Genomic DNA, 22,417 nt, shown 5'->3' with positions numbered 1-22,417 from the left:
CTTTTATCGTGGTGCAGCAGATTTCATATTTTCTCCGTCAAGTGATAAAAAAGAATATGAAACACATACTGTATTTTACAATGCTGGCTACAGGTCTTTTACTGGCATGTAATCAGGCGATGGATCCTGTTATGATTCCCGACTTTTCGCAGTGCGATTGTCCCACATTTGAGTACCATTTTGTATGTGGGGAAGATGGGCGAAACTACGTCAATGAATGTTTTGCTAATTGTATGGGTGTGACGGTCGTTGCAGATAGTAATTGCCCGGAAGCAATTCTCGACCCTAATGACACCCTTACCTGGCCGATTCAGCTGGTATGTATTCCGGTGGGAAATGCCACATCTCCTCATTGGGTGAAAAATTTCACGGATGGTTCTTCACTCTGGCAAACTGTGAGTGGGAGCTATTTTCGCGGATATGAACTTCCCTGTCGTTGTCTTCCTCCTTCCACACCGATTGCTACGCCCAAAGGAGAAGTTGCTATAGAAAAACTTACTGAAGGGGATCTGGTCTGGACAATGGATGAAGACGGACAAAAAATCGCAGCACCGGTATTGATCAGAAACCGGGTTCAGGTCAGCGAGGATCACCAATTATTGCATATAGCCCTTGCCGACGGACGCACACTGGCAGTTTCACCGGGACATCCGGACATGCGGGGAGTACCACTTGTTTCGCTTAAGCCGGGAGATATCCTTGACGGATCGGCGATTGTTTCCTCAACCCTGAAACCTTATACCGGACGGGAGACGATGGATATCCTGCCCGAAGGCAAAACCGGGATCTATTGGGCAAATGGAATACTGATCGGCAGTACGCTGAAAGACATTAAACCCCAACACCTGCATACAGCGCATCCCGTTGCTCCCTGATTTTTTCGGAAGCCAGATACTCTTCAAAACTCCATAGACTATCGATGATGCCATTGGGCGTAATCTCGATGATGCGGTTGGCAATAGTCTGCACCAGGGTATGGTCATGGGAGGTGAAGACGAGATTTCCTTTATAATCTTCCAGTGCGCGGTTTAGTGCAGTAATAGATTCGAGGTCGAGGTGGTTGGTGGGCTCGTCCATGATCAGGAAGTTGGGAAAACTCAGCATCATTTTCGCCATCATACAGCGCACTTTTTCACCACCGGAGAGAACACTTGATTTTTTGAAGACCTCTTCACCGGAGAAAAGCATTCTTCCCAGAAAACCACGGATAAACTGCTCGTCATTTTCTTCGCTTTTGGAGAATTGCCATAGCCAGTCAACCAGGTTGAGGTTATTTTCATTGGAGAAAAACTCCTCATTATCGTTGGGGAGGTAATCATAGGTAATGGTCTGACCAAATTCCGCTTTGCCGGTGTCAGGTTGAGTTTTACCAGCCAGTACATCGAAGAAGGCTGTTATTGCAGCAGGTTTACGGGAAATGATCGCGATTTTATCACCGCTATTGACCGAAAAGTTGACATTCCCGAAAAGAATCTCTCCGTTTTGATTGCGTTTGCTGAGATTCTCGACGTTGAGGATTTGACCACCTGGTTCGCGTCCCATTTCAAAATTGATGAAGGGATAGCGGCGGCTGGATGGCCTGATTTCCTCGAGATCGAGTTTTTCAAGTGCTTTTTTACGGCTGGTAGCCTGGCGTGATTTGGAGGCATTGGCACTGAAACGCTGGATAAACTCGATGAGTTCTTTACGTTTCTGGTCAACTTTTTTGTTTTTATCAGACAACTGTCTGGCCATCAGCTGGCTGGACTCATACCAGAAGGAGTAGTTGCCGGTAGAGATACGAATTTTACCGAAGTCGATATCTGCCACATGGGTACAGACCATATCGAGGAAATACCGGTCGTGAGAAACGACGATGACGGTATTTTTGAAGTCAGCGAGAAAGTCAGCGAGCCAGGTAATGCTTTCAGCGTCGAGGTCATTGGTAGGCTCATCGAGGAGAAGGATGTCTGGATTGCCAAACAGTGCCTGGGCGAGGAGTACTTTTACCTTTTGAGATCCGCTCAGCTCTTTGACCTGGCGGTAGTGGAGGTCTTCGGTGATACCGAGAAGGCTCAGTAACTCTGCCGCATCGCTGTCGGAGGTCCATCCGCCCATTTCCCCAAATTTGGTTTCCAGCTCAGCAGCGCGAAGGCCGTCTTCTTCTGTGGCATCGGGGTCCATGTAGATGGCGTTTTTTTCCACCATGATATCATACATTTCTTTATGACCCATGATGACGGTTTCCAGTACCTGTTCTTCTTCAAATTCGAAGTGATTTTGTTTAAGGACAGCCATACGGTTTCCAGGCTCGATGGAAACCGTACCTCTGGAGGGAGAAATTTCTCCGGAAAGAATTTTCATAAAGGTAGATTTGCCGGCCCCATTTGCACCGATAACCCCGTAGCAGTTGCCACGGGTAAATTTCAGGTTGGCTTCATCAAATAGAATTCTTTTACCGTATTGCAAGCCCAGATTGCTGACTGTAATCATGTTTTTTGAAGATAGATATTAGAAATGTGCCGCAAAGGTACGAAAAAGAATTGGAAAAAAGGAGGGATGTGAAAATGATGCGACCTGTCAGGTCAGCCAGCGCCAGCCTGACAGGTCGCAAAGATACGGGGCTTTTATTCCCTGAGATAGACCCTACAGATTCCTGGCCGAGAAGGTATCTCCCTGAGATAGATCACCTGTTTCAAATCCTTTGCGAAACCACCGCATCCGCTGCTCCGAAGTGCCATGCGTAAATGACTCGGGTACCACATATCCCTGTGCCTGCATCTGCAGTCGGTCATCGCCGATGGCATTGGCAGCGCGCAGCGCTTCCTCCACATCTCCCGCTTCCAGCAGATTTTTCTCCTGCACATACCGCGCCCAAACTCCCGCAAAAAAATCTGCCTGAAGCTCCAGTCTGACCGAAAGTTCATTGTAGTCAGCCTGGCTGATACGGCGACGCTGTGCATTCATCTGGTCGGTGATACCCAATAGATTCTGGACGTGGTGCGCCACTTCGTGCGCAACCACATACGCCATTGCGAAGTCTCCGGGTGCGCCAAAACGGTTTTTTAACTCGTTGTAAAAACTCAGGTCAATGTACAGCTTCTCATCGGCAGGACAGTAAAATGGGCCTGTTGCCTCACTGGCATAACCACAACCCGACTGGGTAGCACTACTGAAAAGCACAAGGGTAGGGTGGGTATATCTGCGGTTGAGCTGCTCCTGAAACAGCTTGTCCCAAACATCTTCGGTCTCTTTAAGCACTACAGCTACAAACTGTCCGAGTTCGTCATTGGGCGTACCCTGAGAAGCGGTTGTTTCCTGTGGACTCCCGGACTGCACCTGCTGAAGCACTTGTAAAGGATTTTCTCCAAACAACAGGGCGATAATGATCACGATAATGGTTCCAATACCAAAGCTTGCCCCCGCACGTCTTCCTCCTCCACCGCCGCCGCGACGGTCCTCTACATTGGAACTACCTTGTCTTCCTTGCCAGCGCATAATATTAATTAGTTTAAGTTAGACATTCTCTTTCACAGCCCTAATATAACTTTTTTCCGGTATCTGCTTAAATCTCTTCCGGTTTTATGAGTGTATCGGGCAAAGGGTTTCAGTAAGGATGCGCACAGGATTGAAAGGTCACTTTTTTCTTTACTTTTGTTCTTTATATGAAAGCAGGTATTTCTCTCACATTTTTATGCCTTTGGGCTTTTGTCTGTCTGTTTGGGCAACATGATCCGGAGATCGGACCCGTAAAGGATTTGCCGTCTGAAATCCGTGATACGGATATTTTTATTCGCCGCACGACCGCTAAAATCACGCTTGACGGCGAACTGGATGAACCCGACTGGTTTAGGGGAAATCCCGCACAACAGTTCTGGCAACATTTTCCGGCAGATACCCTCAAAGCGAAAGGGCAGACAGAAATTTACATGACTTATGACGATGAGTTTCTATATGTCGGGGTGAAATGTATCAGCTTTGACGATCACTATATTACCCAGTCCCTCAGACGAGATTATTCTTTTACTGGCAGTGATAATGTCAGCATTCTGTTTGATACCTATGGAGACCGTACCAATGCTTTTCTGTTCGGGATGAATGCCTTCGGCATTATGCGGGAGGCGTTGATTTCAAATGGAGGACGAGATTTTGACGATTTTGCCGACTCCTGGGACAACAAGTGGTTTGGCGAAGCAAAAATTCACGGAAACTACTGGATCGCGGAAATGGCCATTCCCTTTAAAACACTGCGGTTTAAAGAGGGAAACGACCGATGGCGCTTTAATAGCTACCGGGTTGATACAGATTTTAATGAAATCACCAGCTGGGTGCTTATTCCCCGCAATCAGATCATCATGGACCTGGGTTTTATGCGGGAAATGGTGTTTGAAGAGCCGCTCGCAAAACCTGGTAAAAATATTTCGATCATCCCTTATCTTACCGGAGGCGCTACCCGGGATTATGAAAATACCGGACAACAAAAGCCGAATTTGCTCAGCGGCTTAGGGGGAGATGCAAAAATCGCCCTGACGAGTGCATTGAACCTCGACCTTACGGTTAACCCCGACTTTTCACAGGTAGAAGTAGATCAGCAGGTGACTAACCTCGACCGGTTTGAAATATTTTTCCCCGAAAGAAGGCAGTTTTTTCTGGAGAATGCAGACTTGTTTAGTGCGTTTGGCCAAAGTCGGGTAAATCCTTTCTTTTCGCGCCGGATTGGCGTAGCACGGGATACCGCTACCGGACAGAATATCCAAAACCCGATCCTCTATGGGGCAAGACTCAGTGGAAAACTCAATGACAATCTGCGGGTGGGTGTGTTGAATATGCAGACTGCCAGTGAGCAGGAAAACGGACTGCCCGGATTTAATTATACGGTAGCGACCCTTCAGCAGCGTGTTTTCAGCCGGTCAAATCTCTCCTTTATTTTTGCCAACAAGCAGGCCATTCACAGTAGCGGGTACAACGGCGAATTCAATAGTTTTAACCGTGTGGCGGGGATGGAATATCGTATTGGTTCGGCAAACAACCGCTGGAAAGGAAAACTCTTTTACCACCATGCATTTACCGAATCAGAAGAAAAGGATAAATATTCACAGGGAATACAGTTGGAATATCTCAAAAGACGCTACAGGCTGGAGTGGTCTCACGTTTTTGTCGGAAATGGATTTGATGCGGAAATGGGCTATGTACCCCGGCACGATATTCTGATGATGAGTCCGGAAGCCCAGTTTTATTTTTATCCCTCCGGAAAAATTCTCAATACCCACAGTATAGGGCTGGATTACCGGGCGATATTAAAGCCGGGCAGCGACGGCAACACCCTGCTGCCTGCCTGGGGACTTTCCGACCAGGATTATACCGCTACATGGAATCTCGAGTTTACCAACAATACCCGTGGCCAGATACAATTGACCAATAGTTATGTTTTTCTGCTGGGCGATTTTGATCCGACCAGAGTGCAGGCTGACTCGGTCTTTTTACAGGCAGGGACTTCTTATACCTATTCCAGCATTTCCGGAAACTATGCATCTGACAGCCGGAAAAGATTCTCCTTCCAGGTGCGCCCGGTTTACGGACAATTTTTTAACGGAACGAGGGCCGGAATGGGTGGGGGATTTACCTTCCGCTATCAGCCTTACGGGTCCATTTCGTTGAACTACAACTACAACCACATTGACCTTGCGGCACCTTTTAAAACTGCCAATCTCTGGCTTTTTGGCCCCAGGATTGACATTACTTTTACGAAGGCACTGTTCTTTACCACCTTCATTCAGTACAACAGTCAGCTCAACAACGTCAATATCAATGCCCGTTTTCAGTGGCGGTTTCAGCCTGTGTCAGACTTTTTTATTGTTTTTACAGACAATTACCTCACCGACCCTTTCAGCCAGTTTAGTGTGCGAAACCGGGCGATTGTGGCGAAGTTGACTTACTGGTTGAATATATAGATTCGTGCAAAACGGCAGCTTTGGATACTTTTACGAAAGCAACTGTGCTCAATCGCCATTGCCGTTCACTTCGTATCGACGTATATGATATACCCATTTTCTCTTTTTCCTACAAGTTACTACTTTTGACTATCAATCACTTACACCAGAACAAGTCTAATAACCGCCCCAAATCTTTGCAGGAAAAAGTCTTTGGTAAATTATTTGAAGCCGCAGAGATCGCACGATTTACGCCTGAAGAAAAAGAGGCTTACCAGGAGAGTTTAAAATATTATCGGGACTTGAAGAATGTGGTTGACACATCTCAGAAGGGCTTATGGAAGGCCTGGAGAAAGGGAAAATAGCCGTAGCCGTTGAACTAAAGAAGAACCATGTTTCTATTGATGTTATCATGAAATCAACCGGCCTTTCCCGCGAAGAAATTGAAAAACTTTAAAAGACTACCAACTCCACCTTTATCTTCCGCTACCAACACAAACTTACCGAACTACCTGTAAAAGCAGGAAAAGTGTACGTTTTGGGAAAAGACTTTAGTATCTGAGATGGTGGGACAAATATTTGGTACTTCGGCTGAAAATATTTGGAGGAATGGAGGATTTTTTGGAGATTGGGGGAGGGGAAGGGAAATAAACGCTATGGTAGCGTATATACGGATGTTGGTGGCAATCAAAAAAACAAACAGAACAATCAATAAAAATAAAATATGAATAAAAAAATACTCCAAAAGAAACTTGATGAAATTTGCGACTTTGTTGCAAATGGACGGCTACAAAAGGCGGTAGATGAAGTACAAGCCTTAGCCACCACAATTGACGACAAAGAATATAAAGAATGGATACGATTAGTCGGATTCAACTTTAATAACAATAAAAAATATGAGATAAGTAGCACGGAACACACACATGAGGCTAAGGTTGCCCAATCAATTTTAGGCTTGATAGAAGAACTACGCAAGGAATTGAAAAAAACTGTACAGTTAAAAGATGACTTACCCAAGAAAAGCAAATCAACCTTACAGGTTATCAATTTAAAAACTTACGATAAATTAAGTGTCGCAAGTTTTGGGCATCGAGGCTTTTTTACTGATACTAACTACAAAGAAATTACTGACTTGATTCGACATGGTTCAATTCAATTGAAATACCTTTTATTGGACTTACATGATGTCACTTTAAGGGATAAACTTCAAGCGCATTCACAGAAGCCGCACATGGCATTAACTTCTTTTGTTGAAGAATATGAATTTGTAAAAGAACTGCAAAATTTGCCCAAAAAAGGAAGCAAAATAGAGGTTAAAACTACAAATTGGTTTCCAAGTCTAAGTATTGCACTTTTAGAAAGCAAAGCATCAAAGTCAGTTTTGATAGAAAAACATTCACTTTCATTCTCTCTTTATACTGATATGACATTAAGGTATTCATTTGATGACAAGAAAAATAAAAATGAATTTGATTTTTATTTTCAAGGATTTGAAAAACTTTGGTCATTAGGTTCTAAGAACTGGAATGGTCAAATTCCAATTTTGTAACTTCTAAATAAAAATAAAATGACTGCACAAAATGGCGATTTTAACCAGTATTTGACTTGGAAACAAAACCTTTCTTCACTTTTAGAAGAATCGCTGGAATCATTTGAGTATCTCCAAATGGAAACAGAAACCTCTGTTGTTTCTGTAAGTCTTGGCAAGATTACTAATGACACATTTAAAGTAATGGTTATTGGCAACTATAATACAGGGAAAAGCACTTTTATCAATGCTTTACTGGGCAGCGATGTCTTACCAACAGATATTTTACCTTGTACTGCTGTCGTTAATGAGGTAAAGTATTCAAAGGAGAAAAAGGCTGTCGTTCACTTCAAAAACCCGTTGCCACAAAACTATGCGAACCTTGTTTCTGATAAGGCTCAAAAATATATTAGCAAACACTCGGTAGATATTCCTCCGATTGAAATTCCAATCCGTGAATTAAATGATTATGTAGTAATTGCTAATCCAGAAGTGGTACAAGAAGGTTCGCAAGTTGAAACGCCAGTTGAAAAAGTAGAAATTTTCTGGCCAATCGAACTTTGTGAGCGTGGCGTTGAAATTATTGATTCACCAGGGTTGGAAGATGATAATTCAAGAACACAAGTAGTTCTAAATTATTTCAATAAAGTTGATGCTGTCTTATTTGTTGTGAATTCTAATCCCGGTCCACAACAAAATGAAATCGCTTTTGTAGATAACATTATTAGGAAAAGCGGACATGAGTATATCTTTTTTGTCTGCAACAAAATTGACCTTATTTCTGATAAAGACAGAGATAGAATGAAGAATTTTATTAGAGGTAGATTGAAAGGAAAAACTCTTTTAGAAGACGGTATTCATTTTATTTCAGCGTCGCAAGCCTTGCATGCACGATTGAACGACGACCGTTTGTTGTTAGACGATTCAGGCATTCTCAGGCTTGACAATTCTCTATCCAAGTTTTTAACAAAAGATAAAGGCAAAATCAAACTTTTGGCAATATCAAAAGAATGTATTGGGGCTGTACGGCTTGGATTAGATGAACGAATTCCATTCTTAAAAAGACTTTTCAATACCGATTTGGTTGAATTAGAAAGAAAATATGCCGAATTACAGCCTCGTCTCGAAAAACTTGAACATGACAAGGAAGTAATAGTAAATCGAATCAATGAAAGAATTAAACGACTACGACCGAGCATAAACACAGTGGTTTCTAATCATTTCGAGAGTATCGCTCATAGAGTACCATATTGGACAAAAGAAATTAATTTGCAAAATGAAATCAGTTTTTGGAGTCCAAGAGACTCGTCAAAGAAAATCATACAAGAAACCTTAGACAAACTCCAAAGCAAAATCATGTCTGAACAGGAGGTTTGGGCAGAACAAACGTTTAATCTAATGCTTGAAAATCATGTCCGTGACATGATGAATGAATTCCAAAAGGATTATCAAAACTTCCATGTCGAACTGGCAGACATTAAGACTGATATTTTAAGCCTTAACACAAATAATGTCGGCATAAGAGAAATTTCTATTGGAGAAAGAGCAGGCGCAGCAGTTCTTGGTCTTTTAGTCGGAGATATTGGTGCAGCAATTTTTGGAGGTGCAGTCGGTTTTGATAAATCATTGTTGAAGCAAATTATGATGCAACTTGGTTTAGTCTTTACAGCGATGCTTCTTGGTATTCTAAATCCATTTGTGCTTTTAGGCTTGATTTTAAGCGGTAGTTTTTTTCATTATCTTATGAAGTCAAGCAAAGCAACAGATGATTTGAAAATCAAAGTTGGTCAACTCGTACAGGAAAAACTTATTGAAGGCAAAGACCAACAAGCAAAGGAAATGACTGATAAGGTCATAGAGAGAATAGAAGAATATATGCGCCCAATAAAAAAATCATTGGAGAGCGAAATAAATTCATTGAGAAAACAAGTTGAGTTTGCTATCCAAGAAAAAAGGAAAGGACATGCCCATGTTAAGGCAAAAATGGACGAATTGGATAGCCATGAAAGAAGTTTAAAAAAAGTAGAAACTACTCTAAACGATTTCACCTTTGAACTTGCAGGATTAATCTCTCAAAATTGACCCCTCAGTATAAAAAGTTTAAAATGAGCAAATTAAATAAAAGAAGGACAGCCACGAACAAAGCATCTACGCCAACTGCCGCCCAAAGCCAACCCTCAAACCCAACGCAGGGCGGCAGTATGCGTAGATGCGACCGTTCGATCAAATAACAAAAACTAATCCATAGCAATATTTGAAATTGACAAAGACATCGTCAAGCGAGTAAAACCGCTTGATTTTAGAGTCGAGAAGGATTGGCAAAGACTGTCTGCATGGGCTTTCTGCCTATATCGCCCAACAGACTCAAAAAAATAATCGGGAAAGATTCTCCAGTAAAACGCATTTTACTGTCCTTCCGGAAACCTTCGTGTCTCTCGTGGATTAAGCTTGAATCAGGGAAAAACACATTGGCCAATAAGGCACAAAAGAAGATTTTACATATATTTCCCTCCTGATTCACCAACAATACTCACAAGCGAATATTTTACGTAAATGGAAACTAACAAATTTCTCCTTTGGACTATGCTCCTCCTGTTTGCTGGTTTTTATCTCACCGCCTGTACGAATGGCAAGTCAGGCCATGAGGAGGGGAATGCTCATTCCGCATCCACAACCCCCGAAGCGCTCGTCAGTCGTGGCGAATACCTGGTCGGTATCATGGGCTGCAATGACTGCCATTCGCCCAAAAGAATGGGCCCCAACGGCCCCGAAATCATCCCCGAATTAATGCTCTCGGGTTTTCCTGCCGACCGCCCCATCATCGCCTTTAAAGACAGCCTCATCAAAGCCGGTTATGCCATGTTTTATCCCGACCTGACCGCTGGCGCAGGGCCATGGGGTATCTCTTTTGCCGGAAACCTCACCCCCGATGAAACCGGGATCGGCAACTGGACCGAAAGTCAGTTTAAAATCGCGCTTACCCAGGGCCGGTACAAAGGCCAGGAAACCGGACGGATGCTCCTGCCGCCCATGCCCTGGCAAAACTATAAAAACATGGAAGACAGCGATATTACAGCGGTCTTTGCGTACCTCAAAAGCCTGAAGCCTGTCAGTAATCTCGTGCCGGCCCCTATTGCTCCCGACGATATGTAACAGCTACAATCCAAGCACCTGCCCGTCGGCCTCCAGACGGGCCTTAAGCTGATTGTAATCCACATCCTGAACGCTCGTGTTGCCGTCAATCGCCAAACTGGCTGCCGTCGCTGCCGACTGCCCCAGGATCATAAATACCGGCTCCATGCGTATCGAGCCGTAGGCGATATGTGAGGAAGAAAGGCAGACGGGTACGAGCAGATTGGTCGCTTCGGATTTTTGTGGGATAATGGCTTCATAACTCACCGGGTACGGCCCACCCGGACTTACCTGAATATCGCCTTCGTTTCGGGCAAATCCGTTTTCATCCACATACCGCTGGGCGTTGTGGGAGTCCATATTGTACGACCCCATGCCGATGGGTTTGGGGGTTGGAATCTCCTTTTTGAGGTGAAGTTCGGTCATGACAAAATCGCTCACCATCCGCCGCGCTTCGCGCACATAGATCTGGTGCGGCCAGTGGCCATTGTCGGTAAATTCGTCTTTTGCGAGGCCCCACTGGCTCATTTCCGCACGCACATCTTCGGGCACGCGGGGATCGTAGGCGAGGTACCACATCAGCCCTTTCTGATAGTCTTCGTGTTCTTTCAGGATTTCTTTTCTGCGTTCGTAGGTAGCTTCGGGGTAATCGTAGTTCATGCCGATATTGTCGGTCGAAAACGCCCCGTGGTTGTTGGTGTCTGTCTTGCGGTTGGGCGCCGCGTCAAATTTTTGAAACACCTGCCGCCAGCCTTTGTCCAGATATCTTCCCAATAGTTCGTACTGCATCGGGTCGTAGTTGGCAGGTTTGGGGAAAGGAATCTGGTTTTCCGTTGCTGTGGTAAGACACATACGGTAATTGTAAGCCTGAAGGCGCTGGTCGCCCTGCCCATCTTCGCCGGGGTCGCCACCGTGAATACGCGGCAGAAGGCCGCTGGTGCTATCCTCAGGGATGATATAAGGGCTCACCGGAAAGTCAAACTGGTGTTTGAGGGTATTCGCTTTCTGGATGCCGTTGAGCGTTTCGCCGTAGGTGGCATTGGCTTCCCTGCCTACGGTGTAGGATACGCCCGCAGCGGCCATCAGGTCGCCTTCATAAGTAGCATCCATAAATATTTTTCCTGTCCAGGTACTGCCATTCAGCATGGTAATGGAAACGATTTTTTCTCCTTCTTTTTTTACTCCGTTTTCCCGGTCAAGCCAGTGGTCGCGAAAAACAGGAATATCATTCTCCCGAATCAACGCCTCAAATGCCGCTTCGGCTACATGGGGTTCAAATACCCACATGGCATCTTCGTCGGCGCGGTAGCGGCTGTATTCTTCGGGTTTTTGCTGGCGCCAGGCTTCGGGCTTGTCGTAATGGACTTTGAGGCGCCGGTAATATTCGCGGGCAAAACCTCCAACCGCGTTTTTATCGCCGGAGTCGGTAAAACCCAGTCCGCCCGCGGTAAGACCGCCGAGGTGCGTTTCGGGACAAACGATGACTACCGATTTGCCCATTCGTTTGGCCTGAATCGCAGCAGAAACGCCGGCGGAGGTTCCCCCGTAAATAACAAGGTCATAGGTACCGGGCTTCTGGCAGCCAAAGGCCAGTAAAAAAGCAGCGAGAAAAAGCAGGGGTTTCATGTAAAATTATTAATTTAGAGTAAAACAAATCATCATGCTGATTATCGAAGGACTGGAAATCAGGAACTATTCTGAACACATGAGCGACGGTGAGTTGTTTGAATTTTGCGCAGACAACCCGCAACTCAGGATCGAAAGAGATTCCCGTAAAAATATAATTATTATGTCGCCAGCCGATGGTGAATCAGGATATTTTGAGAAAGAATTCATCGTGGATATAGGTATCTGGACAAGGAGTCATTCTGGTGTTTCTTGCAGTTCCAATACAGGTTTTCTATTGCCCAATGGAGCTATGCGCGCCCCAGACGCCTCCTGGATCAGTCCGGAAAGATGGAATACACTCAGTTCAGCAGAAAAATCCAAATTCCTGGCAGTCGTTCCGGACTTTGTGGTTGAAGTTCGCTCTCCTTCGGACAATATCCATACCCTCGGCGAAAAAATGCTGGAATGGATCGAAAATGGTGTCCGTCTGGCCTGGCTGATTGATCCGCAAGCCAAACGGGCATTCATTTACAGGGAAGATGGATCTGTTGACACTGTGGAAGGATTTGATCAGAAACTCTCCGGTGAAAATGTACTGGAAGAATTTGTTTTTGATCTTTCCCAACTCCAAATCCCATAGTATTTGGGCACCCACAAGGGGCGCCCCTCTATGCCTCTTATTGTAGGAGAACCTCCAATAAATCTTCCACGGGTTTTCCTTCCCTGTCTTTTACGCCAAATCCGCCTTTATAGTCCCAGGTTGACCAAGATACGCCATTGGTTTCCAGCACTTCCCGCATATCGCTGTACCAGTTGAGAAATGACTCTCTCGGCACCGTGGGAAGACATCCCCATTCCCCGCAATACACCTGCAACCCTCTTTCTCTCGCATAGTTTACGGGCTTCATAATCCGTTTTTCCAGACTGTCTTTGGTGAAAATGTGGTTCATCCCCTCGACAGAAGCTTTCACCTCCGCATTCAGGGTATCCATTACTTCCTGCGGAATCGGCAAACCGGGATATTGCACCGGGCCTTTGTAATTTTTTATACCCGTCCAGCTCGCTGTATGATGGGTCAGGAGAAAGGGTTCGTAGAAATGAAAACTCACGATGATGTGTTTGTCATTTTCGGGCAGGCGCAGGTCGCCAAATGTCTCGGTGGACTGCCAGCGGTTGGAGCCGATAAATATTTTCCGGTAGGGTTCATTTTCTCTTACGACTGCGGCGGCTTTTCCTACCAGCACATTCCAGTCTTCCGGATTGTCGGCGACGGGTTCGTTCATCAGTTCGTAAGCGAGAAAATCGTTGGGATAATTGATCAACTCAGCAGAAAGCTCGCGCCAGCATTGGAAAAAGCGCTCCTGTGCAGCAGCCTGCGTCCAAAGCGGTTTTTCGCCTTCATTAAAATGGTGGGAGCGGAGAATGTGCAGATCGACAATGGCCTTGAGGTTGTGGCTCTGGCACCATTTCAGCGAATTGTGAAGCAGGGCAAATGCTTCGGGTTCTTTTTCTCCGGCTTCATTCCACATCTGCATTTCATCGATGGGAATACGGAGGTGGTCAAATCCCTGTGCGGAAAGGAAAGCGACATCAGACTCGGTAAACCAGCCTTCCCGCTCTGCACCCACGCGGTTGCTCTGCGAAAGCCAGTGGGAGATATTGGTGCCGCGGTGAATATCAAAAACAGCGACTTCTTTTTGAGAAGGCTGATCGCCCGCAGGTTTTGTACAACCCACGAGGAAAATAAGGAGGAAAGGAATGAGGTATTTCATAGCAAGTGTAGTTAATTCATGAATTCTCAGAAAAGATGGTACTCTTTTCCGGCAGATTCAATGCCTTTTGTCAGTATGGCTGAAAGATAATCAGTGAGTAAATTCGTCAATTCCGGCACTTCTGTCAAATCTTTTCCCCAGGCACTGGTCAGTTTCAGCACTTTTTCTGCGAGTTGGGCAGTGTTTTGGGTGGTTTCCCATTCTGCCCATACCCCTGCAAAAAAATCGAGATATTCTTTGTTGTCGTTGAGGGGAATGGCGGTCTCGTTTCTTTTTCCTCTGTAAAATACAATCGTTGCGGCCAGCGAGAAAACCAGTCTTTGGGGTAATTGGCCTTTTCTCGCCACATATTCCAGCAGGGAGGGAAGGACGCGGGTTTTGAACTTGGAAACAGAGTTGAGGGAAATGCTGAGCAGCAGGTGGTGAATAAAGGGGTTGCGGAAACGGTCAATGACATCTTCTGCAAACTGCACCAGTTCTTCTTTGGGTAGGTCGAGGGTAGGGATAATTTCTTCGAATATGGCTTTTTTGATAAATTGTCCCAGCACGGGATGTTCGACACTTTCCCTTACCGCTTCCTGTCCGTAGAGATAGGCAACCGGAACCATCACCGTATGTGCGCCATTGAGAATGCGCACTTTGCGGGTGCGGTAGGGCGTCATATCGTCGGTAAACAGCACATTCAGCCCGGCTTTATCTGCGGGAAATTCGGCATGTGCTGCAGCAGGCCCTTCAATCACCCAAAGGTGAAACTGTTCGCCTTCCACCACAAGGTTATCCTCATAGCCAAGTTCTGCCTGTATCTCTGCGATCCGGTTGCGGGGATAACCCGGTACAATTCGATCTACCAGGGTGTTGCAGAACGTATTCGATTCTGTCAGCCATTTGGAAAACCCTTCTTCCAGTTTCCAGTGATCTGCGATTTGAAGCAGAATGTCGCGAAGGGTTTCGCCATTTTTTTCGATCAACTCGCAGGGAATGATGATACACCCTTTGTCTTTGTCTCCTGAAAAATGCCGGTAGCGATGATACAATAAGACGGTAAGTTTGCCGGGGAAACTGGCCGGCGGGGCGTCTGTCAGTTGGTCTTCCGCATTAAAAGCTATACCCGCTTCGGTGGTATTGGAGAAAATAAACCTGAGATCAGGATTTTCGGCTTCCGCCAGATAGGCAACAAAATCTGTGTAGGGGTTCACCGCCCGCTGAATACAGTCAATCACTTCGTGTTCGCTGACAGCAGTGCCGTTTTTGATCCCGTTGAGATACAGGGTATAAAGTCCATCCTGTGCGCTGAGCATATCAGTCATTCCCTGCGCAATGGGCTGTACCACTGAGACACCCGACTGAAAGTTGAGCTGTTGATTCATCCGGTGAATAATCCAGTCCACAAATGCGCGGAGAAAGTTTCCTTCGCCAAACTGAAGTACACGAACCGGGAGCGGGGTACGGTTGGAAAAATAATCGGTTATTTTCATCGAAAATGGGGTTGATATACTCAAATGAAAGTGATTTATGGAAAACAGCTAGCGATAATTTTCGTGGACATTCGCGTTATTCGTGGCTTCAATCACCGAGATTACAAATAAAATAGCCACGAATACACGAATGCAAACAAATAATCTATAAATTTTCGCAAACCATTTTCTATTAAAAATACAATGACGAGGGGAAAGTTATAGGGATTAAAGGCAAATGCAAATTTGTATTTTTAGTTATATTCGTTGCAATCGTTACCATAGCTCCGTTATGAAAAAATTTCCCTTTACTTCTCTTTTGTTGCTCATTTTTTTGAGTATTTCCGTCTCTTGCGGCAAATCTGACAATGGTCAGACCGCATCTGCCGACAAACTTCCCAATGTCGTCATCATCTTCACCGATGACCAGGGTTATCAGGATCTGGGATGTTTTGGTTCGCCCGACATCCTCACGCCCAATATCGATAAGATGGCAAAAGAAGGTGCGCGATTTTCGAGTTTTTACACCGCTCAGCCGGTCTGTTCTGCTTCGCGCTCCGCGCTTATGACCGGCTGCTATCCTGACCGGATTGGTGTTCATGGCGCATATATGCCATTTTCAAAAAAGGCCCTCAACCTCAACGAAGTCACCATCGCCGAAATGCTCAAACCGCTGGGATATGCAACCGCGTGTTTTGGCAAATGGCACCTGGGCGACCATCCCGATTATTTGCCTACCAAACAGGGATTTGACGAGTATTTTGGACTCCCTTTTTCCAACGATATGTGGGACAAACACCCCGAAAACAAAAACCATCGCTTCGGCAAACTTCCGCTGATTGAAGGTGATTCTATTATCACTTACCTGGAGGATCAGAGCATGCTCACCACCTGGTATACCGAACACGCAGTGGACTTTATCAACAGGAAAAAAGACGAGCCATTTTTCCTGTATGTTCCCCACTCAATGCCGCATGTGCCGCTGTTTGTCTCCGACAAGTTTAAAGGTAAATCTGCCCGTGGACTGTATGGCGATGTGATCATGGAAATCGACTGGTCGGTAGGACAGATTCTTCAGGCCCTGAAAGACAATGGGCTGGACGACAATACACTGGTTATTTTCACCTCTGACAACGGCCCCTGGATGAGTTATGGAAAACACGCCGGTTCGGCGCTACCACTTCGCGAAGGAAAAGGCACCGTCCTCGAAGGCGGCGTGCGCGAGCCAACCGTTATGCGCTGGCCGGGGAAAATCCCTGCCGGGCAGGAAATCCACAAACCCTGTATGACCATCGATATTCTCCCGACTCTGGCCGGACTGACCGGTGCGGAACTGCCGACCCATACGATTGACGGGCTGGACATCTGGCCGATTATTTCAGGAGAAGAACACGCCCAAAATCCACATGAAGCCTATTTTTTCTACTACCATACCAACGAACTTCAGGGCGTACTCAGCAGCGACGGGCGTTGGAAACTGTATCTCCCACACCGCTACCGCTCCCTCAATGGCCGTGAAGGAAACGATGACGGCACCCCGATTCCCTACGAAATGAACGATATGGGGCTGGAATTGTACGACCTGGACAATGACATCAGCGAAACCAAAAATGTAGCCGCAGAATTTCCGCAGGTCGTGGCAGAAATGGAGCAATACGTCGAAAAAGCCCGTGCAGAGCTTGGCGACAAACTCACCGAAAGGACAGGTGCAGGTGTTCGCCCGGTGGGCGAGCAGGTGTGGTAAGAGATTTGAACCCCCTTCCGCCAGATTCGGCCCCCCTTTGAAATGGGGGCCTGGCGGAAAACATGAGGCCGGTGGCTTCGGCTGCGCTCAGCCACTGGCTTTGATGTGTCTGGCAAAGCTCCGGAGGGGCGCAACATCGGTAGCCAAGTTATTAATGTGTCTCCGACACAGCTCCGGAGGAGCGCAACATCGGTAGCCCGAAGGCGTCCGTTTTTATTTTTTGTTATGGATGCGCGCCGCCTGGCGCTATTCATCATAACCTGATATATCATCAAAAAATTCAAACACATAGCGTTCATCGTAGAGAATATCCATTGATTTTAATAGGCCTAGATATTCTTCACGAAAGGACTGCTTTCGATGATGATTTTCCTGGTTTTCTATGTACCGGGCTATGGCCGGAATCTGAGATCGGCTATATGAAAAAGCACCATATCCATTTTGCCATGCAAAAGGGTGCCAGGACAATCCGCTGGCTTTGATCCATTTATTGGAAGAAGTTTTGATGTTTTCTACGAGGTTGCCAAGAAGCTGGGAAGGTCGGTAGCCAATCAGAATATGGATATGGTCGGGCATGCTGTTGATGGAAACCATTTTATGCCCGTTGTTTTGCACGACTCCTGTAATGTACGCATGTAATTTATTTTTCCACGATTTGCGGATCAACGCCTGGCGGTATTTCACCGCGAAAACCAATTGGACATGCAATTGGGTGTAAGAGTCTGACATGGTTGTGAAATTTCGGTTGTGTTGCCTTGTTACGATATTTTTTTTATTCGTGTTTCATGGTGATTTATTTTTTGTTTACAGCAGCGCCATTCTGCGCGCTCCATTTATAAAAAATGGGGGGTGCTTTTTGCTACCGATGTTTCGGCCCTCCGGGCCTGTGCTATCAGCACAAAAAAAGAAGTGCAAATAGCACGTCATTAATGTGTCTCCGACACAGCTCCGGAGGAGCGAAACATCGGTAGCCACCGATGGCACATTTTTTATATTCCTCACATCATTACGCGCCGTGCCCCGGACCCCTAAGCAGGTTCCTGCTGGCTCAGGCAGTGAAAACTGCCCAGCCCCCAGACAATGTCTGTGGAATCAAGCCCGACGACTTTTCGGTCGGGGAAACACGCTGTCAGGATGTCGAGTGCGTCTTTGTCCTGCGCGCAGCGATAGGTCGGCACGATGACGAGGCCGTTTGCGATATAAAAATTGGCATAAGAAGCCGGCAATTGCCGGTTGTCGTACCATACCGGATCAGGCATGGGCAGTTCGATGACCTTGAGCGGGGTGCCATCGTGCAGGGTCATGGCCTTCAGGGCGTGAAGGTTTTCCTGAAGGGGTGCATAATTGTCATCCGAAGGGTTGGATTCTACCACCGTAACCACGGTATCTCGACTCACAAAACGGGTGATATCGTCAATATGACCGTCGGTGTCGTCACCGACAATGCCATCGCCCAACCAGAGGATCTGTTGTTGTCCGTAATAATCGCAGAGATAACGTTCGATTTCTGCTTTGGAGAGGTGCGGATTGCGGTTGGGGTTGAGCAGGCAGGCGGTAGTGGTCATTAGGGTTCCATCGCCATTCACCTCGATCGACCCGCCTTCCATGATGATACCCGGGCGGTATATCGGCACACCCAGATAGCCCGCGGCTTTGACCGGAATTTCGTTGTCGAGATCGAAAGGCGGATATTTTCCACCCCATGCGTTGTAATTCCACTTCACTACGGCTTTGGGCTGGGGCGAATGCGGGTTTACCACAAAAGCTGGCCCGTGGTCGCGGCACCAGGCGTCATTGGTAGGGAAAATATGAAAAAACACCTGATCCATATCAGCTCTGGCATCGCCGAGCATTTTTGCCACGCGGTCGCGCATGGCGGTATGGTTGACATTGATATGCACCTCTTCCTGCGTGGTGAGCAGGCGGATAAATTCGCAGTACACCGGATAGATGCTCTGGATTTTGCCCGGCCAGGACTCTTCATTGTGCGGCCAGCTCAGCCAGGTAGCGATATGCGGTGCCCATTCGGCTGGAAAGGTATATCCTTCAGCCCGGGGAGTATGGGGTTGGGGAATGGATGAATTGGAATCAGACGTCATAAATTATTCCTGATCGATAAAACGCTGTAGAATAGGCTGATAGGTATCGATGCGGCGGTCGCGCAAAAACGGCCAGTGGGTACGGTAGCTGTCAGAAGCAGCGAGGTCAATTTCCTGAACGTGAACCACTTCCTCTTCGTGCCCGGCCTTGTAGAGCAGTCTGCCGAAGGGATTGGAGACAAACGATCCGCCCCAGAACTTCATTTCACCTTCGATGCCCACGCGGTTGACAGAAACGACAGGCACACCATTGGCGACCGAGTGGCTGCGCTGGATGGTTTGCCAGGCGTTGTACTGTTCGTCGTTGGTGGCGGCATCCTGGCTGAGCGCCCAGCCGATGGCGGTGGGGTAGAAGAGCATTTCTGCGCCCATGAGGCTGGTGATACGTGCCGCTTCGGGGTACCATTGGTCCCAGCAAATGAGCACACCGATGGTGGCGTAGGCAGTTTTAAATACCCGGTAGCCCGTATCGCCGGGGGTGAAATAAAACTTTTCGTAATAGCCCGGGTCGTCGGGGATATGATTTTTGCGGTATTTGCCGAGATAGGAACCATCGGCATCGATGACGGCCACGGTATTGTGGTAGAGGCCCTGGGCGCGGCGCTCGAAGAGCGAGGCGATGATGACGATATTCAGCCTTTTTGCCAGTTCCTGGCAGGCTTTGACCGAGGGGCCATCGGGGATAGCTTCGGCGAGGCCGAAGTTGTCATAGCTTTCGATATCACAGAAATAGAGCGAACCAAACAACTCCTGCAGGCAGACAATCTGCGCACCTTTGGCGGCGGCTTCTTCCACTTTTTGGAGCGCTTTGGCGCGGTTGGCTTCCACATCCGCGGAGCAGGACATCTGCACCAGACCGACGTTTACGATTTTATTTTTCAAGGTATATCATTTTCTCCCTGCAAAAATAGACAGGCGCGAGGGTTTTGCAAAATGGGGGGATTTCATAATATCGAAAACCCCAAAGATGGCCAGCGGGTTGTTTGTATTTGTGCTGAAAAATGGCTAAAATTGTATGTAACGATGAGGATATGACAACCGTAATAAATGTCAGTCTGAATGACCTAAGCAGTCAGTTTATCAGCGACTTAAAGCAGAAATTTGGTAAAACCGCCGAAATTGAAATTCGGCTTCAGGATAAATCTCCCGCAGATGACTTTTTTTCGGAAGATGATTTTTGGCGGGTCATTAGCAAAATCGACTGGTCAAAAAAAGGTTCAGAATACAAAATCAGCCCTGCGATAAAAATGCTGGCCCAGATGCCAGTGGTTTGTATCTATCTTTTTGCCGACAGGCTTTCGGCGAAACTCTATCATTTGGACACAAAGGCGCATGCAATGGCCTACGCGGCCAATGAACCCGACAACTATGTATCGGCGGATGATTTTTTGTACGCCCGCTGTGCAGTGGTGGCAGAAGGGAAAGAATACTATGAAAAGGTATTAAACGACCCTTCCCAAATGCCAGATGATATCGTTTTCGAACCCTTATTATACCTGGCAGACGACGCATTCGAACTAAAAATGGGCCTCCCGTTCAACTATATGCCTACATACCAGTATGAGACCCACAGCAACGAAGCAGGGTGGGAAAGGGATTAAAAGGTATGGCTGTTTGATCGAAAATTGCATATCCTGAGAAAAGACAGATATTTGATACTATCCGGCAAAATGTTTGGGAGATTGAAGGGAATTTCGGAGATTTATACACCCGGATATTGAGCGAAAGCGAAGTCCTTTAAGGATTGGTTATTTATGGTATGAACGATGCCATGGTACTTATACAGAAGTGCTCAGAGGAGAAGTAGTGCAGTAGGTTGGAGGATATGGATCTCGAAGATATTTAGGAGATATACGCAATATTGCTCATACATAGGTGTTCTCAGCAATGAAAATGAATCTTTTTGAAAATATTAATCGAACATTCAATGGCCCTTTGACAAGGGAAATATCCCATTATGACTATTTGCGAACTTCAGTAAGACCTGAAATTTCAGAATTATGTAATACTCTGGAAAACTGGTTTGGAAATTTTAATGGTGATCGAAGCGAATTTCTTGGAAGGTTTAGGAACAAGGATGAGAAACAACATTCGGGTGCGTACTTTGAGTTGTTTGTTTTCGAGTATTTCAGAAGGCTAAATTATAATGTGAAATTTGGCAGGCCTGATATCCAAGTAATAAAAAACGAGCAAACAAAATTTTATATTGAATGTACACTTTCACCCCGATCTGATTTTTCTCAAGGTCAATTAGATCACATTGAACGAATTAAAGAGGGTATTAAAACTGTTCAACCCAACAATCGTTCAATATTATTCAAAATCCTGAAATATGGACACCAAAGTCCCCCAACAAAAAAGATTAATTCATTTTTAAAAACTAAATTAGCAAACCAATTTTCAGTTCCAAAAGATCAAGAAGTTCTGCATTTCTCAAGCCAAGGTTGGAAGTTTGAATTTGTTCTTTATCCAATAGATGAACCAAAAATAGAAACTCCTCCTGTCATTAATTGTTTTACTAGTTTTTTAGAAATTGATCCAATAAAAAAATTACTCTTATCACTTTCGAAAAAGAAAGCCAGCAAATATTCAAAGAAAAGTATTCCCTATATCATTGCTATCAATTCGGATGATATGTATTTAGGTGAAAATGAAATTGAAGAAGCATTATTTGGAAGAGTAATGCTAAGAATGGATACTGGTGAATTAGTCAGAGATTCTCGTGGATTTTGGGTTGATAAAAATCGGCCAATTAATACTCATATTTCTGGTATAATTATAAGTAAAGGCTTAAGGCCGCTTGATTGGCCAACTAAATTTGAATTATGGCATAATCCCTATGCGAAAAACCCTTTATCAAATTCATTAATACCTATTGACCAAATTGAATATTTAAGAAATGATGGAAGGTATTTGAATAAAGTGGAAACACGGGGAACTCTATATACTGAAATTATGGGCTTATCGGATATCAAATGGTAAAAAGGAAATTACGAGTACATGGGCTCACCCCTATTAAGCCCAAAACCCGGAGATTCCCAAGGGTTGGCGTAATACAGGCCATATAGGCTTAGCCCAGCCCCACAAGTTACCGATTGGGCAGGTGTCCAAAAGTGGTTGGGAACGAGAAAAAGGGGCACTATCTACACCCTCTTTTTCAAATAAAATATG

18 protein-coding genes are annotated in these 22,417 nt (G+C 45.8%); 10 read left to right on the top strand and 8 right to left on the bottom strand.

The features are described from left to right. The first annotated feature begins 56 nt into the window (after positions 1 to 56). Entirely contained in the window at positions 57 to 875 is an 819-nt protein-coding gene (locus tag R3D00_24070) for a Hint domain-containing protein (protein MEZ4776273.1), read from the top strand. Here R3D00_24070 and R3D00_24065 read toward each other — a convergent pair. Together R3D00_24065 and R3D00_24060 are read right to left on the bottom strand one after the other, a co-directional pair. Beyond that, positions 832 to 2,472 carry an ATP-binding cassette domain-containing protein gene (locus R3D00_24065; protein ID MEZ4776272.1) on the bottom strand — a complete coding sequence of 547 codons (1,641 nt, stop codon included), beginning with the start codon at positions 2,470 to 2,472 and terminating at the stop codon, positions 832 to 834. The genes R3D00_24070 and R3D00_24065 overlap by 44 nt on opposite strands. A gap of 153 nt (positions 2,473 to 2,625) precedes the next feature. Then, positions 2,626 to 3,477 carry a neutral zinc metallopeptidase gene (locus R3D00_24060; protein MEZ4776271.1) on the bottom strand — a complete coding sequence of 284 codons (852 nt, stop codon included), beginning with the start codon at positions 3,475 to 3,477 and terminating at the stop codon, positions 2,626 to 2,628. A 167-nt stretch (positions 3,478 to 3,644) separates the two neighbouring features. On the opposite strand from R3D00_24060, the gene R3D00_24055 reads away from it, so the two are divergent. The 5 genes from R3D00_24055 to R3D00_24035 all read left to right on the top strand — a co-directional run bounded on the left by R3D00_24055 (position 3,645) and on the right by R3D00_24035 (position 10,590). Continuing rightward, positions 3,645 to 5,930: a DUF5916 domain-containing protein gene (locus R3D00_24055; protein ID MEZ4776270.1), complete on the top strand. Its 2,286-nt coding sequence runs from the start codon at positions 3,645 to 3,647 to the stop codon at positions 5,928 to 5,930. Between the two features lie 20 nt (positions 5,931 to 5,950). After that, positions 5,951 to 6,274, top strand: a complete 324-nt coding sequence (locus tag R3D00_24050) for a PD-(D/E)XK nuclease family transposase (GenBank protein ID MEZ4776269.1) — start codon at positions 5,951 to 5,953, stop codon at positions 6,272 to 6,274. A 359-nt stretch (positions 6,275 to 6,633) separates the two neighbouring features. Further along, on the top strand, positions 6,634 to 7,458 hold the full coding sequence (locus R3D00_24045; protein ID MEZ4776268.1) for a hypothetical protein: 825 nt from the start codon (positions 6,634 to 6,636) through the stop codon (positions 7,456 to 7,458). A gap of 18 nt (positions 7,459 to 7,476) precedes the next feature. After that, the gene (locus R3D00_24040; protein ID MEZ4776267.1) at positions 7,477 to 9,519 is read left to right on the top strand and encodes a dynamin family protein; all 2,043 of its coding nucleotides are present in this window, start codon (positions 7,477 to 7,479) and stop codon (positions 9,517 to 9,519) included. Positions 9,520 to 9,990: 471 nt separating this feature from the next. Further along, the gene (locus R3D00_24035) at positions 9,991 to 10,590 is read left to right on the top strand and encodes a c-type cytochrome (protein MEZ4776266.1); all 600 of its coding nucleotides are present in this window, start codon (positions 9,991 to 9,993) and stop codon (positions 10,588 to 10,590) included. A 3-nt stretch (positions 10,591 to 10,593) separates the two neighbouring features. Here the strand turns inward: R3D00_24035 and R3D00_24030 are convergent, their stop codons facing one another. Continuing rightward, positions 10,594 to 12,195, bottom strand: a complete 1,602-nt coding sequence (locus tag R3D00_24030) for an FAD-dependent oxidoreductase (protein ID MEZ4776265.1) — start codon at positions 12,193 to 12,195, stop codon at positions 10,594 to 10,596. Between the two features lie 34 nt (positions 12,196 to 12,229). Between R3D00_24030 and R3D00_24025 the strand changes: the two genes are divergently transcribed. Then, entirely contained in the window at positions 12,230 to 12,817 is a 588-nt protein-coding gene (locus R3D00_24025) for a Uma2 family endonuclease (GenBank protein ID MEZ4776264.1), read from the top strand. Between the two features lie 37 nt (positions 12,818 to 12,854). Here the strand turns inward: R3D00_24025 and R3D00_24020 are convergent, their stop codons facing one another. Continuing rightward, positions 12,855 to 13,949: a cellulase family glycosylhydrolase gene (locus tag R3D00_24020; protein MEZ4776263.1), complete on the bottom strand. Its 1,095-nt coding sequence runs from the start codon at positions 13,947 to 13,949 to the stop codon at positions 12,855 to 12,857. A 26-nt stretch (positions 13,950 to 13,975) separates the two neighbouring features. After that, positions 13,976 to 15,424, bottom strand: a complete 1,449-nt coding sequence (locus tag R3D00_24015) for a tagaturonate reductase (protein MEZ4776262.1) — start codon at positions 15,422 to 15,424, stop codon at positions 13,976 to 13,978. A 271-nt stretch (positions 15,425 to 15,695) separates the two neighbouring features. Here R3D00_24015 and R3D00_24010 point away from each other — a divergent pair, with 271 nt between their 5' ends. Then, positions 15,696 to 17,147 (top strand): sulfatase-like hydrolase/transferase, encoded by a 1,452-nt coding sequence (locus R3D00_24010; protein MEZ4776261.1) that lies wholly within the window; start codon positions 15,696 to 15,698, stop codon positions 17,145 to 17,147. Between the two features lie 246 nt (positions 17,148 to 17,393). Here R3D00_24010 and tnpA read toward each other — a convergent pair whose 3' ends face one another. The 3 genes from tnpA to R3D00_23995 all read right to left on the bottom strand — a co-directional run bounded on the left by tnpA (position 17,394) and on the right by R3D00_23995 (position 20,128). Continuing rightward, positions 17,394 to 17,876 carry an IS200/IS605 family transposase gene (gene tnpA, locus R3D00_24005; protein MEZ4776260.1) on the bottom strand — a complete coding sequence of 161 codons (483 nt, stop codon included), beginning with the start codon at positions 17,874 to 17,876 and terminating at the stop codon, positions 17,394 to 17,396. A gap of 299 nt (positions 17,877 to 18,175) precedes the next feature. Beyond that, a complete protein-coding gene (locus tag R3D00_24000) occupies positions 18,176 to 19,246 on the bottom strand; it encodes an agmatine deiminase family protein (protein MEZ4776259.1) in 1,071 nt (356 codons plus the stop codon). 3 nt (positions 19,247 to 19,249) lie between these two features. After that, a complete protein-coding gene (locus tag R3D00_23995) occupies positions 19,250 to 20,128 on the bottom strand; it encodes a carbon-nitrogen hydrolase (GenBank protein ID MEZ4776258.1) in 879 nt (292 codons plus the stop codon). Positions 20,129 to 20,277: 149 nt separating this feature from the next. Here R3D00_23995 and R3D00_23990 point away from each other — a divergent pair, with 149 nt between their 5' ends. Continuing rightward, complete coding sequence (locus tag R3D00_23990) at positions 20,278 to 20,847, top strand: DUF4240 domain-containing protein (GenBank protein ID MEZ4776257.1); 570 nt, start codon at positions 20,278 to 20,280, stop codon at positions 20,845 to 20,847. Between the two features lie 286 nt (positions 20,848 to 21,133). Next, positions 21,134 to 22,228: a hypothetical protein gene (locus tag R3D00_23985; GenBank protein MEZ4776256.1), complete on the top strand. Its 1,095-nt coding sequence runs from the start codon at positions 21,134 to 21,136 to the stop codon at positions 22,226 to 22,228. Positions 22,229 to 22,417: the final 189 nt, after the last annotated feature.

The sequence above is a fragment of the Bacteroidia bacterium genome (assembly GCA_041391665.1).
In the GTDB taxonomy this organism is placed as follows: Bacteria; Bacteroidota; Bacteroidia; order J057; family J057; genus JAGQVA01.
The sequence above is the reverse complement of the archived record's forward strand: the minus strand, read 5'-3'. Positions and strand labels throughout refer to the sequence as shown.

Bases quoted from the DNA above. Each gene is read 5' to 3' on its own strand.
- R3D00_24070 (MEZ4776273.1), top strand. From the start codon at position 57: ATGAAACACATACTGTATTTTACAATGCTGGCTACAGGTCTTTTACTG.
- R3D00_24065 (MEZ4776272.1), bottom strand. From the start codon at position 2,472: ATGATTACAGTCAGCAATCTGGGCTTGCAATACGGTAAAAGAATTCTA.
- R3D00_24060 (MEZ4776271.1), bottom strand. From the start codon at position 3,477: ATGCGCTGGCAAGGAAGACAAGGTAGTTCCAATGTAGAGGACCGTCGC.
- R3D00_24055 (MEZ4776270.1), top strand. From the start codon at position 3,645: ATGAAAGCAGGTATTTCTCTCACATTTTTATGCCTTTGGGCTTTTGTC.
- R3D00_24045 (MEZ4776268.1), top strand. From the start codon at position 6,634: ATGAATAAAAAAATACTCCAAAAGAAACTTGATGAAATTTGCGACTTT.
- R3D00_24040 (MEZ4776267.1), top strand. From the start codon at position 7,477: ATGACTGCACAAAATGGCGATTTTAACCAGTATTTGACTTGGAAACAA.
- R3D00_24035 (MEZ4776266.1), top strand. From the start codon at position 9,991: ATGGAAACTAACAAATTTCTCCTTTGGACTATGCTCCTCCTGTTTGCT.
- R3D00_24030 (MEZ4776265.1), bottom strand. From the start codon at position 12,195: ATGAAACCCCTGCTTTTTCTCGCTGCTTTTTTACTGGCCTTTGGCTGC.
- R3D00_24025 (MEZ4776264.1), top strand. From the start codon at position 12,230: ATGCTGATTATCGAAGGACTGGAAATCAGGAACTATTCTGAACACATG.
- R3D00_24020 (MEZ4776263.1), bottom strand. From the start codon at position 13,949: ATGAAATACCTCATTCCTTTCCTCCTTATTTTCCTCGTGGGTTGTACA.
- R3D00_24015 (MEZ4776262.1), bottom strand. From the start codon at position 15,424: ATGAAAATAACCGATTATTTTTCCAACCGTACCCCGCTCCCGGTTCGT.
- R3D00_24010 (MEZ4776261.1), top strand. From the start codon at position 15,696: ATGAAAAAATTTCCCTTTACTTCTCTTTTGTTGCTCATTTTTTTGAGT.
- tnpA (MEZ4776260.1), bottom strand. From the start codon at position 17,876: ATGTCAGACTCTTACACCCAATTGCATGTCCAATTGGTTTTCGCGGTG.
- R3D00_24000 (MEZ4776259.1), bottom strand. From the start codon at position 19,246: ATGACGTCTGATTCCAATTCATCCATTCCCCAACCCCATACTCCCCGG.
- R3D00_23990 (MEZ4776257.1), top strand. From the start codon at position 20,278: ATGACAACCGTAATAAATGTCAGTCTGAATGACCTAAGCAGTCAGTTT.
- R3D00_23985 (MEZ4776256.1), top strand. From the start codon at position 21,134: ATGAAAATGAATCTTTTTGAAAATATTAATCGAACATTCAATGGCCCT.